This window comes from Bacillus sp. FJAT-45037, from assembly GCF_002797325.1.
Taxonomy (GTDB): Bacteria; Bacillota; Bacilli; order Bacillales; family Bacillaceae_D; genus Alkalihalophilus.
In genome coordinates this window covers 2,359,973-2,376,808 of the sequence record NZ_KZ454938.1, presented here as the reverse complement: position 1 = coordinate 2,376,808, position 16,836 = coordinate 2,359,973, and the positions used below count along the sequence as shown (strand labels likewise).

Sequence of the window (16,836 nt, the reverse complement as noted above, 5' to 3'; positions counted from 1 at the left end):
GATAGAGTAACCTAACATTTACCTTTTCTATCATTTTTGAATTGATTAAATTTTCAGTCTGTAATATAATGGGGATGAAAATACATATATATATATAGAGAGGAAGATGTAAAATGAACGTGCAAGCGCTTCCATCTGAAAAAGGTTTATTCAATTTAGAGAATTACGATGAGACAGTTAAAAGTTTTGACTGGGCTTCGGTTGAGAAAGAGTTTACTTGGAGTCAAACTGGGAGAATAAATTTAGCGTATGAAGCTATTGACCGGCATGCTGAGGGTGAGAAAGCAGATCATGTTGCTCTCTATTATAGTGATACATCTAGAGATGAATCATATACGTACAAAGAATTAAAAGCTAAATCAAATAAAGCGGGAAATGTTTTACGAGATGCTGGTGTTGAGAAGGGTGACCGAGTATTTATCTTCATGCCACGTTCTCCTGAGCTTTATTTCTCCATTTTAGGAACGATTAAAGTCGGAGCGATCGTTGGTCCTTTATTTGAAGCTTTCATGGAAGGAGCAGTTCGTGATCGTTTAGAAGATAGTGAAGCAAAGTTTTTAATAACGACTCCTGCCCTACTTGAGAGAGTACCTGTGGAAGATTTACCTCACTTAGAAAAAGTGTTAATTATTGATGAACAAGCTAAAGAAGAAGGCCCTTATTTGAACTTCTTATCTAGATTAAATCAGGCAAGTGAGGAATTAGAGCTTGAGTGGGTCGATCGTGAAGATGGACTAATTCTCCATTATACATCTGGTTCTACAGGCAAACCCAAAGGCGTATTACATGTCCATAATGCGATGCTTCAACATTATCAAACGGCAAAATGGGTCCTTGATTTAAAAGAAGATGATATATATTGGTGCACTGCTGATCCAGGCTGGGTAACAGGAACTTCTTATGGTATCTTTGGTCCGTGGCTAGCAGGTGTAACGAATGTTGTTCGTGGCGGACGATTTAGTCCGACCGACTGGTACGACACACTAAAACGATATAATGTTTCTGTTTGGTATAGTGCGCCTACGGCTTTCCGTATGTTAATGAGTGCTGGAGATGAACTTGTGAAGGAATATGATCTCTCATCGCTGCGCCATATATTAAGTGTAGGTGAGCCACTTAACCCAGAGGTTGTTCGTTGGGGTATGAAAGTATTCAACCTACGTATTCATGATACATGGTGGATGACGGAGACGGGTGCACAATTAATTTGTAACTACCCTTCTATGGAAATTCGTCCTGGTTCAATGGGGAAACCAATTCCAGGAGTGAAAGCTGCGATCATTGATGATCAAGGGAATGAACTTCCACCAAACCGTATGGGAAATTTAGCAATACGTAAAGGCTGGCCGTCAATGATGCGTGCGGTTTGGAACAATGAACCGAAATATATGAGCTACTTTCAGATTGAGGGTTGGTATATATCTGGAGACTCGGCTTATATGGATGAAGACGGATACTTCTGGTTCCAAGGACGTATTGACGATGTTATTATGACATCAGGAGAGCGTGTAGGTCCATTTGAAGTAGAAAGTAAACTCGTAGAGCATCCAGCCGTTGCTGAGGCTGGGGTCATTGGGAAGCCAGATCCGGTTCGTGGTGAAATCATTAAAGCATTTGTAGCTCTTCGTGAAGGGTATGAAGTGACAGATGAGCTTAAAGAAGAAATTCGTAACTTTGTAAAAAAAGGCTTAGCGGCTCATGCTGCACCAAGAGAAATTGAGTTCCGCAAAAGCTTACCGAAAACTCGTAGCGGAAAAATTATGCGTCGTGTCCTTAAGGCATGGGAATTAGACTTACCAACAGGTGATTTATCAACAATGGAAGACTAAGAAAAAAGCATCGTTTGTTTTTAAACAAACGATGCTTTTTGTCGTACTGAGAGTCCCCATAAAAAAGGTTACTCCAATGTGTAATTGAAGTAACCTCAGTCAGTTAAAACGATTTATGAACTAATTAGTCAGTACTTTCAGGGTCTGTTGGTTCAGAAGGAGATTCACTCCCATTATTGTTCCCGTTGCCGTCACTATCACTATCACCATTTTCATCTTCATTGTTGCTTGGTGGTGGTTCAGGTGTAGTCTCAGGTTCGGTTGGTGGTTCTGGCGTTGGTTCCGTCTCTGGCTGTGGCTCAGGTTCAGGTGTTTCTGAATAATTAGATCCTCTCACCTGATTGTAAGACGTCGACTCTCTCCCGGCTGTGTCAATCGCTGTGACATAGTATGCAAATGAGCCACCGTCTACAGAATAGCTAGTTGAACCATTTCCTTTCACATGTCCAACCCTCTCGAAACTCGAGCTACCATTTGATGCGCGATAAACTCGGTATCCGATAATGTCATTGTCAGGATGTCTCGTCCACGTTAACGATTGGCCAGACAGAGTGACTTGATTCACAGCACCAGGTGCACGGCCATTATTAGGTGCCATACGATCAGGCACGAGACCCCTCATCGAATCTGGTAAATATTCACCGATGTTTGAGACACCAAATATTTCATTCGGAATCGTTACCCCTACATCTGTAAATTCTTCAGGTGTAGAATCTAGCGCTAGATAACTTTCACCGTTTATCGTGATATATCGTGCACGATCTAAGTTAGAATCACTTGATCCTGGTAGAAAGTTTACGTTGAATAAATCAGACTTCACTAATCCCGCCTGTTCACATAATGAACTCGGCGCTTGGCCAGTGATGCTGCAAACAGAACGTCGAACAATTCCCTCCGGCATCACAAATTGCTCGCTTGGCCCTACTAGATCGGGATTTTGGTCATAAGCAGCATTAGCGATGTTCGCCCAAATTCTTTGTGTTCTTGGACCATAACGTAACCCGTTAACCGTCCGATCAATCTCCTTAGGTGTTTCATAGCCAATCCAAACACCTAATGTAACATGAGGGTTTGTTGCAACAAACCAAGCATCTCTCATATCTTGGCTTGTTCCCGTTTTCCCTGCCCAATCAGAGGAAAACTTCAAGCGTCCGGGAACCGAGTTAGCTGTCCCACCAGGGCGAAGGACATCTCTCATCATATCGATACTTAAGTAAGTTGTTTGTGGCGTGAACACGTTCACTTCTTTTTTCTCATGTTCAAACACGATCTCCCCAGTAGCCGTTTCAATTCGTTCGATCATATAAGGTTCGACACGGTTCCCGTTATTTCCGAAAGTAGAAAAGGCACTTGTGTTTTCTACAACACTGACATCAAACCCTCCACCTAAAGCGGCTGATTCGTACGGCTGTGCCTCATTCTCTAATGGGAAACCTAAATTTCTCATGGTTTCTCTTAATTGTTCATGAGGAACTTGATTAAAGGACCGAACAGCTGGGACGTTACGAGAGCGAGCTAATGATTCTCTCACCGTAATCAATCCAGCAAAACTACGATCGAAGTTACGAATAGGTTTTTGATCGTCCGTTTTGTAGTCTTCAGGAGTATCCGGTATGACGATTCCTGGTTGAATCGCGCCAATTTCTAACGCTGGTCCATAAGCAAGCAATGGTTTCATGGTGGATCCACTAGAGCGCGTTGCCTGAGTAGCGAAATTGAAAGAACCTCCACTTGGGTCATTATCGCGACCTCCGACAAACCCTTTAATCGCACCTGTATGATTTTCAATTAAAACCGATGCGACTTCTTCTTGTTGCCCCTCTTTTACACGACCGAATAATGAGTCATCCTTTATCGCCTCTTGCATCGCATCGTAAATGTTTCGATCAATCGTTGTATGAATGCGGTAGCCGTTTCGTCGAAGATCTTTGCTTGTCTCGGCTTTTAAAGCGTTGAGCTTTTCAATGCGATCTTCCCCTTCAAGTTCGTTGAGTTCTTCTTCGTATTCTTCAAGTTTTTGGGCGTAGAGTATTTGCTCAGCCAAGCGAATGGTTTCATTCGTTAAATTCCAATACTCATCGTAAGAAGAAGGGGTGGCAGTTGTAAGGTTGCCACGAATATCATAGGTAAGAGCTTCTTCTAACTCACGATCATTAATGTAGCCTGCTTCATGCATGCGTCGTAAAACGGTCTGCATCCGGTTGAGGCCTGGATCAAGATTTTCTTTTATTTCACCACCTCTTAAAAAAGGTGTGTAACCAAAAGGACTTTGGGGTAAACCTGCAATGAAGGCAGCTTGTGGAATCGATAAGTCTGTAGCATCGACTCCAAAAAGTCCTTGTGAAGCTGCTTGAACGCCTGCAATCTGCCTACCAGAAGCATTTCTACCAAATGGTACGACGTTCAAATAAGCTTCTAAAATCTCATCTTTATTAAGGAAGTGTTCCAGTCGAAGCGCAAGCAGGATCTCTGTCGCCTTACGATCAAATGACACTTCACTTGTTAAAATTTGTTGTTTAATTAATTGCTGTGTTAAGGTACTCCCACCTGTTTGGACAGATGAATTGGCGACCTCTTGAAGTGTCGCTCGAAGAATAGCTTTAGGAACGATTCCTTCATGCTCAAAAAAGTGCTCGTCCTCAGTAGCGATGACAGCGTTTTTTACATGGTCAGACATTTGGTCAAGAGACACTTGATAGCGTTCAAGATCAGATGGTAGTTCTCCAAGATACGTGTCATCCGCGAAATAGAGTTGACTCGTTTCTTCATAATTATAAATGTCAGCAACCATTGAATCGGCTGTACGCAGTGGTTCATCTTTTACTAATGAAGCAAAATAACCAGCTGCAGTTCCGCCGATAAAAAAGATAGACATTAATCCTGTAATCATAACGATAAGGAATAAATTCCAAAAAACTTGGTAGGTAATACCAACCTTCCGAAACACTTCCCTTTCATGTAACTTCTCTGATACGGTTCGTAGCTTCTCTATCATTTGCGTATAAATCTTTTTCATAGCAAACCTCCTCATAGTAAAAGTCACATCTGCCCAACTATGTATATGCGTATAAATATCGAATAAAATTATGATAGCAGGTCAGCATGGAAAGCTAGAATAACAGCCATATTATAGCATAGCTTGACATGTGATGATATATTTTTACAAACAAACACTAGGCAGAACATTGACAATGAAATTCAAACTGTGGTAAAAAAGAAACTATAAATGAATTAGGCTTTGAAGGGTCGAAGTAGTGGCTATTTTCTTTTTTAGAGAGCTGATGGTTGGTGAAAATCAGTAAAGGGGTAGCAAACGAATTACAGCCTGGAGCTTTCTTGTCATACAAGAACGGTCATTCCGTTATCATGTCGAGTGGGAGTCGGAAACGTGACTTCAACAAGGGTGGTACCGCGAGAACCTCGTCCCTTTTTAGGGCGGGGTTTTTTGTGTTTTTTTGAGATGAATCGATCCTGTAAAATATGTAAAAAATCAGATTGTTGGAGGTATAGACGATGAGTGAAGAAACAAAATTAACAGCAGAACAACTCAAAGAAGTAGAACGTCAGCTCGAGATCTTAAAGCGTGGGGTAGTAGAGATTACACCAGAGCATGAATTAAGAAAGAAGCTTGAAAGATCAGTTCTTACAGGTAAGCCGCTAAAGGTGAAACTAGGAATGGACCCATCAGCTCCAGATGTTCATCTAGGACATACGGTACCTCTTCATAAACTCCGTCAATTCCAAGAACTAGGACATGAAATTCAAATGTTAATTGGTGATTTTACTGGTCGAATTGGAGATCCAACAGGTAAATCAGAAACGAGAAAACAGCTCTCTGATGAAGATGTAAAGAGAAATGCGATGACGTATGTTGAGCAGTATGGAAAAATCCTAGACATGGAAAAAGCAACTATTTACTACAACTCTGAGTGGTTGAAAGCTCTGTCATTTGAAGATGTCATTGGTCTTTCTGCGAATATGACGGTCGCTCGAATGCTTGAGCGTGATGATTTCGAGAAACGCTACAAATCAGGTCAACCCATTTCCATTCATGAGTTCTTTTACCCTTTAATGCAAGGGTATGACTCGGTCGCGTTAGAATCAGATATTGAAGTGGGAGGAACAGACCAAAAATTCAATCTCCTCATGGGACGTACACTTCAAGAGGCTTATGGAAAAGAAAAACAAGTAGCTATTACATTGCCACTTATTGAAGGATTAGATGGAGAAAGAAAGATGTCTAAGTCGCTTCACAATTACATTGGTATTGATGAGGCACCAAATGAAATTTTTGGGAAGTCGATGTCGATTCCAGATGACTTAATGGTGAAGTACTACAAGCTAGCAACAGATATTTCAATGGATGAGATTGAGGAGTTAGAGGCAGGTTTGAAGTCTGGGAAGATTCACCCACGTGATGCAAAAATGAATCTTGGTGCAAAATTTGTAGAGATGTATCATGGTCAAGCAGCAGCAGAAGAAGCGAAGCAATATTTCCAAACCGTGTTTCAAAAGCGTACGTTACCAACAGACCTTCCAGAGTTAACTTGGAGTGGTGCGGACGAAGTGTGGATTGTCGACCTCTTAGTAGAGTTGAAGATGATGTCTTCAAAAGGGGAAGCCCGTCGTATGGTTCAAAACGGTGGTGTGAAGGTGAATGAAGAGAAAGTAGAAGATGTTCAAGCGCAAATTCAAATTGAAGATGGATTAATTGTCCAAGTTGGAAAACGCAAATTTGCCAAGCTTATTAAGGGATAATAAAGAAGAGGTTAGGATGAAGGTGTTTTTAACTAGTAAGAATCAGAACAAATAAATGCGGGTGTAAATAAATCGCTCCTGAAATATACTCCGCTGGGTTTTTGCATTGTTCCTATTCTTAGTTAAACATTCTTTGTGTCCTAGTCTCTTCTATATATTTATGTAAAAAAAGAACCTGACAAAAGTCAGGTTCCAAATCAAGCGATTAACGAGAGTAGAACTCAACGATAAGAGCTTCTGTGATTTCAGCTGGAAGTTCAGAACGCTCAGGAAGACGGCTGAATGTACCTTCAAGCTTCTCAGCATCGAAAGTTACGTATCCAGGTACGAAATCAGTTCCTTCTAAAGCTTCTTTAACAACGCTTAGGTCACGTGATTTTTCACGAACAGAGATTGTTTGACCAGGCCTCACGCGGTATGAAGGAATGTCTACGCGACCTCCATCAACTACGATGTGACCATGGTTTACAAGTTGACGTGAAGCACGACGAGTACGAGCAAGACCCATACGGTAAACAAGGTTATCAAGACGTGACTCAAGAAGAATCATGAAGTTTTCACCGTGGATACCAGGCATTTTGCCAGCATCATCAAAGATACGACGGAATTGACGCTCATTCACACCAAACATGTGACGAAGCTTTTGCTTCTCTTGAAGTTGAAGACCGTATTCCGATAATTTTTTACGTTGGTTTGGACCGTGTTGCCCTGGAGCGTACGGACGTTTTGCTAATTCTTTCCCAGTACCGCTTAGTGAAACCCCTAAACGACGAGATAATTTCCAAGATGGACCTGTGTAACGAGCCATAATAAGACTCCTCCTTGTTATTTTGATGTTGCAAAATAACAACCGTTGGGTAATCCCTTAACATGGTCATTCTGCCTTCATGCATCTTCGCTTCGACAGCTAGAAGTTACGTGATGCACCTCGATTTTACAGCCGCTTATCGAGGAACAAAATGAAACCGACATATTAAGCTTACCTTGGCTGTCCTATTTCACACAAAGTCTAGTATATCTTTGTTAGTGAGAGAAGTCAAGGTCATTTATGTTGATGATGTCTTTTGACAAATTGTTAAGAGTTTTGTCGTAAATTTTTGTAATGTTTTTCGTGGTAAATTATAGAAAAGAAAATGTATTTGAATTATAATCAGAGTAATAATTACCTATCTAATTTACGTTGGATATTTCAAATGTGAATCTTTTATCCTAATATAAGTGGTGAATAAGTCCATACTTGTTATCTTTTTACTAAGAACGTAGCTAAACCATAAACAATGTGTTCATATATCTGGTAATTGGTGGTGAATAAGTAAATGATGGAGCATTTAGATAAAAAGGTAGCGACACGGAAAATGAATGTAGAAGATTGGTTAGCCGAATCAAAGTATGAAATCAATTTCAGACCACTAGTATCTGCTTATCAGCGAATGGCTCAAAGGATTGGACAAGAGAATGAAATTGAGTCGGTTTCAGTCTATGTTAAAAAGGGTGATCGATTAAAATTAGCTTGTGTGAATGAAATGGAAGAAGTGAAATCTTTCAGTTACGAGTGGATCAATCATTTAGTGAAAGTCGATAGCGAGGTAGAACCATTTTCTCTCGTTCATGAAGCAATATTAACAGATCAAGTGAAGTGGAACGTCTGTGTTCCCCTCTCAAAAAAAGATCAAAGATATGGCTTTATCATTCATACGTTTAATTTAAAAGAACAAGCGAATTCTTTTGCTGCTAGCTTATTGCCAAATGATGCGATGCAATCATTGCTTGCCGAGGCACATGAACGTGAAAAAGTTGAGGGTATTTGGTTAAAACGAAACATCCTCATGCAAGTAACAAAAAAATGTCATAGTTCAATGGATATTGGTGAAGTGTTAAAACAGATTATTACAGCACTTGAGCAAGTCTTTCCAAGCTGGTCTGTTCAACTATATCTATCACATGAGTGGGAAGTTGATTCCGACCTATCAATCAAACCTTTGATGTATGGAATTGACAACGAGAATCGAATAGCTGAACATGCTTACTTAAAAGGGGAACTGCAGATTGAGCGTGGAGAACATGAACTACAGTTGTTTGCACCTTTGCGTGGAAAGCAAGCAGTATACGGAGTTATTGAAATGGGCTCTCCTCAAGTAGACCGAACGTTACAAAAGCATGATATTGAATTTATTAACATGTTAGCAGACACGGGTGGGAATGCGTTGGAAAATGCAGAACTGTATCAGCAGTCAAGAAATTTAAATCAAGATTTACAACTGATTAATCAAACCTCTCATCAATTAAATACGCACCTTAGGTTAAAAGATACGATTAGCTATATGACAAAGCAGATCGTCGTTTCTTTTGGAGCAGAGCAAGTAGGCTTTTTCTTGTTTGAAGAAGACGGTGGGATTAAGGTCTTAAAGGGTAGCACGCCGGTGTTTGAAGATTCAAGTTTCCTAGATACTCTAGATCGTGTGTTTATTGAGATTAAAAATCAACGTGAACCACAGTTTATAGGAGATTCCCTCAATCATGCCTTTTATAGCCATATAAGATTCCGAACCTTGCTCGCTGTTCCGATGATACAAAGTGGAGACTTAATTGGAGTTGTTATTGTTCTACACCCTAAAGCATACCGTTTTAGTTATGATCACTTTAAATTGCTTCAATCTCTAGTTCATCATTCGACCTTAGCTTTTACAAATGCGATGTTGCATGAGAAGTTAGAGAAGCTTGTGATTACAGATCATCTAACAGATCTTTACTCGAGAAACTATTTAGATCAGAAAATTAATGAATCCATTAAAACAGATGCATTTGGCGCGTATCTTTTATTCGATATTGATAACTTTAAGTTAGTCAATGACAGCTATGGTCATCAAATTGGCGATGAAATTATTGTTCAAGTAGCGGATATTATGAAACAAAATATCCGAGAAGAAGACATCGCTGCAAGATGGGGTGGGGAAGAACTTGCGGTTTACTTGCCTCGTGTAGATGTAAGTATCGCCAAGAAAATTGCTACTCGTATCGTTGAAGTGGTAGCTGAAAAAACGACACCTTATGTAACGATTTCTTGCGGGGTATCATATTGGCATCACTCAAATGAAGCAATGACGATCATGGAATTGGTCAAGGATGCTGATGACGGTTTATATGCTGCAAAAAGAGCAGGAAAGAATCAAGTTTATGTTCAACAAGAAGAGAATAAACAGAAAGAAGAGGCGTAAAATAGGAATGTTTTACGCCTCTTCTCTTAGGTTCTCTACAAATGTCTCTCTAATTCTTCTACGAAAGCTTCGAGGTGCTTTTTGTCTTCTTGTGTGAAACGGTTTAGTGAGGGACTGTCAATATCGAGGACACCGATTAAGCGTCCATCTTTCTTTATCGGGATCACGATTTCTGACCTTGAGGCCGCGTCACATGCGATGTGACCAGGGAATGCATGAACATCATCAATTAACAAGGTTTCCATCTTTTGAGCAGCTGTTCCACACACGCCTCTACCGAGTGGGATTCGGACACATGCTGGTAAACCTTGAAAAGGCCCGAGGACTAGTTCATCTTCCTTAAGTAGATAAAAACCTACCCAATTGACATCGGTTAAAAATTGGTTAAGTAACGCACATGCATTCGATAGATTAGCGATGGAGTCTTTCTCTCCGTCTAAAAGGGCATGCAATTGTTTAATTACTAAATTGTATTTCGTATCTATAGAACCTTGATAAGCTTGTTGATTGAACATGTAACCATCTCCTATAATAAGTATCATTTTTTTGTCAGTTTACAGGATAAGAAACTAGATATCAAAAGATAATGCACGGAGATTTGTCAACTCATGAGAAGAATAGCTTTTTTCTGATAGATTATGTAGAAAGGTTTCCTGTAGATGTCGAACGCTTCTAACAGGTTTCCGCCCATCTTAGCTCGAACTCTATAGTAATTGCGAGAGTTTATGTAAGGGGGAGATTGTATGAGTGAAGCGACACGGGAAAAAATGAAGGAAGCAGCTGCTCGTTTATTTTATACTCAAGGCTATCACGGAACATCTGTCAGACATATTGCCGAACAAGCGAATGTAAACATTGCTCTCGTCTCATATTACTTTGGTGGAAAAAAGGGCTTATTTGAGGAATTAATGACTCAATTTCTTGAAGGATATTTAAAGGCGATGACGATCCCTGAACAACCAAAGAGGATCGACGTTAGAGAGCAATTGCTCTTAGTTAGTCAGTCTTTACTGTATTACCAACAAAACCACTACCATTTAGCAAGGATGGTCCACCGTGAAATGACAATGGACTCCGTACTCGTTCGAGAACTTATGACGACTTATTTACAAAAGGAAAAACATGATTTTGAAAAAATGGTCAGACGCGGTATGAAAGAAGGGATTTTTATTAAGCAGCCTATCGATTTCCCTTTGATCCAATTAAGAAGTATGATTACGATGCCTTTTTGTTCTCCGCAATATATAAGGGAACTTTACCAATTATCAACGACTGAATCTTATTTCATCAAGCGATACATGGAACATCTAACTAATTGGATTGATTTGTGTTTGTGTGGTTATACACCAACACAAACCAACCGAGTCAAAGTACGAATCAATTAATACTTGGAAGGTGTAGTTAAGTACGAGGTATCAATGATTGAGTCCACGCCGGCATTCATCGCCTTAACTTGATGAGCATCAGACCCGTAGATTAACGGGATTTTCAATCGTCTAGCCAATGCAGCAATGTCTTGAGGTGGATAAGTTTGTCCGCATAATGGTTTTAGCGTACCGGCACCGTTGTAATCGATACTATAGTTTTTATCTTTTATTAGATCAAGAAGAGTGTGAATTTCCTCGCCATATGAAATACTTGCGGGGTATTTTTTTTTGAATTTATGACAAAGAGTTAAGTGACCTATTCGAGTGGGCTTGAAGAAACCTAGGTTTGCGTTTATAGAACGCGCCACAACTTGATAATAGCGATGGTATAGATCATCAACCGAACCAACCAACTGCGCGCAATGGGCAAAAGTATCAGGGCAGTAATCAAGACAATAATAGGCGTTATCAATTTTTAAAAAGTGAACGGATAAAATGCTGTCATCGAGTAGAGGACCATATTCATTCAGAAAGTCAGTTGTTTCGGTTTCATACCCTTCAATAAAATCCACTTCTAAACCAACTCGAACATCTAAATGGTTTTTGTAGTCTTTTTTTATAGCTTGAACATCCTCTATGTAAGATGATAAGTGTTGAGTGTCCATCGCGCTATCTTTAGTCGGGGTAGGGTCGATAAACCCTTTTGGTAACGGTGCATGCTCAGCAAATGTGAGTCCCTTTAACCCTAAACGAATCGCTTTCTCGCAATATTGTGAGAAGGTATCTGTCGAGCCATGAGGGCAATAAAGCGAATGCACATGTCCATCGTATTGAATCATGAATATACTCCTTTCAAATCATATTGATTAAGAAGATGTTACAGTGATAAAAAAGCATACAAAAGCTTTTTTTCATGGTATCATATTACATGTCTGGTACATACGAATAAAGAATTTTTTTGTAACATTTAAAAGGGTTTTCGTGTTTTAACGAGAACCAATTACATAGAATATGTCTATTTAAGAAGAAAAAGCTGAAATCAAGATAGGTCGAAATGATGAATGGTGTGAACTGGTTACTGTAATAGGCAAAGCCAAATAACAGAGGCCTTCATGATGAAGACGGATTAGGAGCTAGAGAAGGGGGTCCTCAAGTGACGATGTATGTAATTTATACGGCAGTGGTAGCGTTGACAGTCCTATTTATCTTAGGAATGGTTTTAAGGAAAAACATCTATAAAGAAGTCGATAAATTAGATGACTGGAAAAATACAATTTTAAATCGCGACATACCTAGTGAGATCGGGAAAGTGAAAGATTTACATATGTCAGGTGAGACAGAAGAAAAGTTCGATCTATGGCGAAATGAATGGGACGACATTGTCGGAAGTATTTTGCCAAACATAGAAGAGCAATTATTTGATATTGAAGAGTACGCCAGCAAATATCGTTTCAAAAAAGCAAAACAAGTCATTGACTTAACAAAACAGCGACTCAGTGGAGTAGAGAATCAGCTACAAGCCATGGTAGAAGAAATTAATCAACTGATTTTAAGTGCTGAACAAAATAGTACAGAGATTGGTGCGATTCGAGAAAGATTTCAAACTCTTCAACAACAACTTCTCAAAAGGAGAGGTACATTGGGCACTTCAATTGACGTGTTTGATGGAGGGGTTGAAGAAGCTCGTCATTTGTTGGTTTCTTTTGAGGAAGCTACAGATGAAGGAAGTTATTTAAAAGCAAGAGAATTTCTTGGTCAGGCGAAAACTGATATTGATGAACTTCATGAATACCTCGAAGTCGTTCCGAAACTACTTGTTCAATTGAAGACAACAATTCCTCAAGAAATTCGTCAGCTTTCACAAGGGATAGAAGATATGATAAAAACGGGATATCATTTAGAGCCGTTTTCATTTACTACTCATATCGGATCGATTCAAACAGATTGTGAAGAACTACTTAAGAAAGTAGCAACTTTGGAGGATGTTGAATCGATTGAAGAAGGAGTTAGTAACCTTATTGATCAAATCGAACAAATGTATGAAGTCCTCGAAGTGGAAGTGGAAGCGAAGCAGACGGTGGTTTCTTCAATTCCCGCAATGAGAGAACAAATTGCTGATATCGATGATCAACTCATAGGCCTAGAAGAGGAAACGAGTTATGTGCAGCAAAGTTATCGACTAGCTGAAGAAGAACTTGCTTTCCAAGATCGAGTGAAGAAGAAACTGATGGAAGTCATGACGCAATTACAAGTGATCGTTGATGTTTCTGAAAATGAAGCTCAAACATTCACATCTATTCTCGATCTGGTAGAAGAATGGAATGAGGCGATCTCGGCTCTACAAATAGATATTGAAAAAGGAAGACAAGCCTTGCAGGATTTGCGTGAAGATGAATTGAAAGCAAAAGAAACATTAGGGCAGTTAAGACAGAAGATGTTAGAAAGCAGACGCACTTTACAAAAAAGCAATATTCCTGGCCTACCAATTGAAGTGATTCAGCATTTAGGAAAAAGTGAAGATAAGCTTGTTTCAGCAGCAAAGCAATTAGCTCAAGTACCTCTAGAAATGGGAAGAGTCAATGTGTTAGTCGAAGAATCATTAGCTCTGATTCATGAGAATGAACAACTGATCGAACACACTGTAGAATCTGCTCAACTTGCAGAGCGGGTGATCCAATATGCGAACCGATATCGCAATCGTTCTGAGAAAGCGAAAGCCGGGATGATCGAAGCAGAAGAACTATTTAGAGCGTTTGAGTATGATGAAGCGATTGAATGTGCAAGATACGCAGTTCATGAGTATGATTCATCTCTTGTAGAACGAGTAAGTGAGCAAGTAACAGTATAGAAAAAAGAGGCTGTCTCTAGTAAGTGTTCATCACTTAGGAGACAGCCTCTTTCGTGCGTTATCATTTTCTAGAAACAATCCACCCGATGATTCCACCAAGTATGCTTGGAAGAAGCCAACCAAGTCCCTCTTTATAAAGCGGGAGAATCTCTAAGAATGATAGTGATTCAAGGTCTACTCCAGCCGTCCCCATACCATCTAATATGCTAAGACATCCTGCGCCAAGAAGTGCGCCAATGTAAATCGCTCGTCGATTACCGATCATTTTATGGAAGAACGATAAGATAATTAAGACGATGGCGATCGGATAAATCGCTACAAGAACAGGTAAGGATACAGCAATCAGTTGGCTAAGTCCAAGGTTTGCCATAGTAAAACTGAACACACATAGAATGAAAATAATGACTGGATAGGATACAGATGAAAAACGCTTAGCGAAGAATTCACCTGTTGCGGACACAAGCCCAATCGATGTTGTTAAGCAAGCAAAGGTAATCACTAAGGCTAAAATCATTGATCCAGTCGCACCGAACAAAGTATTAGTCACCGCAGCCAAAATCGCTCCTCCATTATCTAATGGTCCAATTGTCGAGACGCTGCTTGCACCGAGGAACCCAAGCGATAAATAAACGAGGGAGAGTCCAACTCCCGCAATGATACCTGCTTTGATGGTAAAAGATTGAACTTGAGCACGATCGGTGATGCCTTTCTCTCTTAATCGATTCATGATAACGATACCAAAAACAAGTGCGGCAATCGTATCCATCGTCAAGTAGCCCTCAAGGAAGCCTGAGAAGAAAGGACCCGATGCATATTTCGCTTCGGCCATTTCGAAACTGCCCATAGGAGCGAAAATACCTCGTAGCGAGATGATGGCAATTAAAATGATCAAAAGTGGAGTCAGAATCTTCCCGACACGATCAACTAATTTTGCTGGGTTTAATGCGAGTGAAAACGTAATGCTAAAAAAGATAAGTGTCGAGATGAATAACGATCCAGTTGTTGCTTGTCCACCCTGTAAAAATGGAACAACACCAATTTCATATGCAACGGTACCTGTTCGTGGAATTCCGAAGAAAGGACCGATTGCAAGATAAACGGTAAATGAAAAAATAATGGCGAAGACCGGGTGTACACGGTTGGCTAATTGATGTAAGTCACCATTTACCTGTGAAACGGCAATAATAGCGAGCAGTGGTAATCCAACCCCTGTAACAAGAAATCCGATAATGGCAGGCCAAAGTGCTTCACCAGCTTCTTGTCCTAATAATGGTGGAAAAATTAAATTTCCCGCTCCTAGAAACAGCGCAAACATTAAAAAGCCTAATGCAGCTAAATCTCTTGTCGGTAATGTTTTATTCATCTTTATTCCTCCAAATAGTTAATGAACCTTTACTAGGCGTATAGTCTAAAGCGCAGCTTAATTCGTCATTTGTTTTGAATAATAAAAAAACTCAATCGACGAATTTAGACAAGTGTTCTATCCGTCGGTTATCGTATCATAAATCTTATGAATTGTTTAATAGTTTATAAAAAGAACGAATAATCAATTTATTAATCAAGTTGCCTGTTTCTTTATTTTTCTCATCTTGTCATTTAGACATTTTGTGCTAAGATATATTGATGCATACACGAGTAAACGGAATGAGCATCATTACCAAAGGAGTCGTGCATTATGATATATTTAGATAATAGTTCAACCACACGTCCTCATCAAGAAGTGTTGGAAACATATACAAAAGTATCGTTCGATTATTTCGGGAATCCATCCTCCTTACACACACTCGGGATGGAAGCAGAAGGATTGCTGTCAAAAGCAAGAGCAGCCATTGCTTCTCTTTTAGTAGTCTCAGCAAGGGAGATTCTGTTCACTTCTGGTGGAACTGAAGGAAATAATTTAGCAATTAAAGGAACAGCGTATCATAAACGTTCGAAAGGCAGACATCTTATCACAACAGAGATTGAGCATGCTTCCTCCTACGAAACGTACAAAGAACTCGAAAGTGACGGATTTGATGTTACCTATTTACCTGTCGACCATGAAGGAAGAGTTTCAATTGAAGCGTTAGAACAAGCGATTCGAAAAGAAACGATCTTAGTGTCCGTCATCCACGTTAATAACGAAACAGGTGTAATTCAACCGATTGAGAAGATTGGTCAACTATTAACGAAGTATCCACAAGTTCGATTTCACGTTGATGATGTCCAGGGGTTAACAAAAGTACCATTAAATATAAAAAGTGCTAAGGTCGATCTTCTGACGGCTTCTGCTCATAAATTTCACGGTGTACGTGGCAGCGGATTTTTATATGTTAGAGAAGGTGTTAGACTAAAGCCACAAATTCATGGTGGCGTTCAGGAAATGCAAATGCGTTCTGGAACAGAGCATGTTGCAGGTGCTGTGTCGATGGCTAAAGCACTTCGCATGGAGTTAGAAAGAGCTAAAGAAGGAAGAAAACAATTGGTGAAGCTACACTCTAAGCTAATTCATCGTTTGCCAACGATTGATGGGATTTCTTTAAACAGTCCTCATGAGAATGTTGCCCATCATATTATTAATTTTTCCGTTGATTCGATGAAGCCAGAAGTGTTAATTCAATCATTGTCTTCGAAAAAGATTTTTGTTTCAACGAAATCAGCTTGTTCTTCAAAGCTTGCTGAGCCTAGTCGGGTTCTTTTAGCAATGGGGTTAGATTCGAATAAGGCGAGCCAAGCTATACGAGTCAGTCTTTCTTATGAAACAACAGAGAAAGACATTGAGACATTCTTATATGAACTAAAGAAATTATTACCAACACTAGTGGGGGTTAGGAATTAAA

The 16,836-nt window shown here is 39.7% G+C and carries 11 protein-coding genes and 1 other annotated feature; of the genes, 6 read left to right on the top strand and 5 right to left on the bottom strand.

Annotated features, from left to right (window positions below):
• Positions 1 to 113: 113 nt before the first annotated feature.
• Positions 114 to 1,829 (top strand): acetate--CoA ligase, encoded by a 1,716-nt coding sequence (gene acsA / locus CDZ88_RS12085; RefSeq protein ID WP_100373788.1) that lies wholly within the window; start codon positions 114 to 116, stop codon positions 1,827 to 1,829.
• A 124-nt stretch (positions 1,830 to 1,953) separates the two neighbouring features.
• On the opposite strand, the gene CDZ88_RS12080 is transcribed toward acsA, so the two are convergent.
• Positions 1,954 to 4,845 carry a transglycosylase domain-containing protein gene (locus tag CDZ88_RS12080; RefSeq protein WP_100373787.1) on the bottom strand — a complete coding sequence of 964 codons (2,892 nt, stop codon included), beginning with the start codon at positions 4,843 to 4,845 and terminating at the stop codon, positions 1,954 to 1,956.
• A gap of 213 nt (positions 4,846 to 5,058) precedes the next feature.
• Positions 5,059 to 5,260, top strand: a binding site (T-box leader).
• Between the two features lie 82 nt (positions 5,261 to 5,342).
• Here CDZ88_RS12080 and tyrS point away from each other — a divergent pair.
• Complete coding sequence (gene tyrS / locus CDZ88_RS12075) at positions 5,343 to 6,587, top strand: tyrosine--tRNA ligase (protein ID WP_100373786.1); 1,245 nt, start codon at positions 5,343 to 5,345, stop codon at positions 6,585 to 6,587.
• A gap of 205 nt (positions 6,588 to 6,792) precedes the next feature.
• On the opposite strand, the gene rpsD is transcribed toward tyrS, so the two are convergent.
• The gene (rpsD, locus tag CDZ88_RS12070) at positions 6,793 to 7,395 is read right to left on the bottom strand and encodes a 30S ribosomal protein S4 (RefSeq protein WP_100373785.1); all 603 of its coding nucleotides are present in this window, start codon (positions 7,393 to 7,395) and stop codon (positions 6,793 to 6,795) included.
• Positions 7,396 to 7,903: 508 nt separating this feature from the next.
• Between rpsD and CDZ88_RS12065 the strand changes: the two genes are divergently transcribed.
• Positions 7,904 to 9,802 carry a sensor domain-containing diguanylate cyclase gene (locus CDZ88_RS12065; RefSeq protein ID WP_100373784.1) on the top strand — a complete coding sequence of 633 codons (1,899 nt, stop codon included), beginning with the start codon at positions 7,904 to 7,906 and terminating at the stop codon, positions 9,800 to 9,802.
• Between the two features lie 35 nt (positions 9,803 to 9,837).
• Here the strand turns inward: CDZ88_RS12065 and CDZ88_RS12060 are convergent, their stop codons facing one another.
• Positions 9,838 to 10,317, bottom strand: coding sequence for a GAF domain-containing protein (locus CDZ88_RS12060; protein ID WP_100373783.1), 480 nt, complete (start codon positions 10,315 to 10,317; stop codon positions 9,838 to 9,840).
• Between the two features lie 228 nt (positions 10,318 to 10,545).
• Here CDZ88_RS12060 and refZ point away from each other — a divergent pair, with 228 nt between their 5' ends.
• Positions 10,546 to 11,187 (top strand): forespore capture DNA-binding protein RefZ, encoded by a 642-nt coding sequence (refZ, locus tag CDZ88_RS12055; RefSeq protein ID WP_100373782.1) that lies wholly within the window; start codon positions 10,546 to 10,548, stop codon positions 11,185 to 11,187.
• Here refZ and hisJ read toward each other — a convergent pair.
• Positions 11,184 to 12,008, bottom strand: coding sequence for a histidinol-phosphatase HisJ (hisJ, locus tag CDZ88_RS12050; protein WP_100373781.1), 825 nt, complete (start codon positions 12,006 to 12,008; stop codon positions 11,184 to 11,186). The genes refZ and hisJ overlap by 4 nt on opposite strands.
• Before the next feature lie 320 nt (positions 12,009 to 12,328).
• On the opposite strand from hisJ, the gene ezrA reads away from it, so the two are divergent.
• A complete protein-coding gene (gene ezrA / locus CDZ88_RS12045; RefSeq protein WP_232718744.1) occupies positions 12,329 to 14,017 on the top strand; it encodes a septation ring formation regulator EzrA in 1,689 nt (562 codons plus the stop codon).
• A gap of 61 nt (positions 14,018 to 14,078) precedes the next feature.
• Here ezrA and brnQ read toward each other — a convergent pair whose 3' ends face one another.
• The gene (gene brnQ / locus CDZ88_RS12040) at positions 14,079 to 15,380 is read right to left on the bottom strand and encodes a branched-chain amino acid transport system II carrier protein (protein WP_100373779.1); all 1,302 of its coding nucleotides are present in this window, start codon (positions 15,378 to 15,380) and stop codon (positions 14,079 to 14,081) included.
• Positions 15,381 to 15,692: 312 nt separating this feature from the next.
• Here brnQ and CDZ88_RS12035 point away from each other — a divergent pair, with 312 nt between their 5' ends.
• Positions 15,693 to 16,835, top strand: a complete 1,143-nt coding sequence (locus CDZ88_RS12035) for a cysteine desulfurase family protein (RefSeq protein WP_100373778.1) — start codon at positions 15,693 to 15,695, stop codon at positions 16,833 to 16,835.
• The last annotated feature ends 1 nt before the right edge of the window (position 16,836 follow it).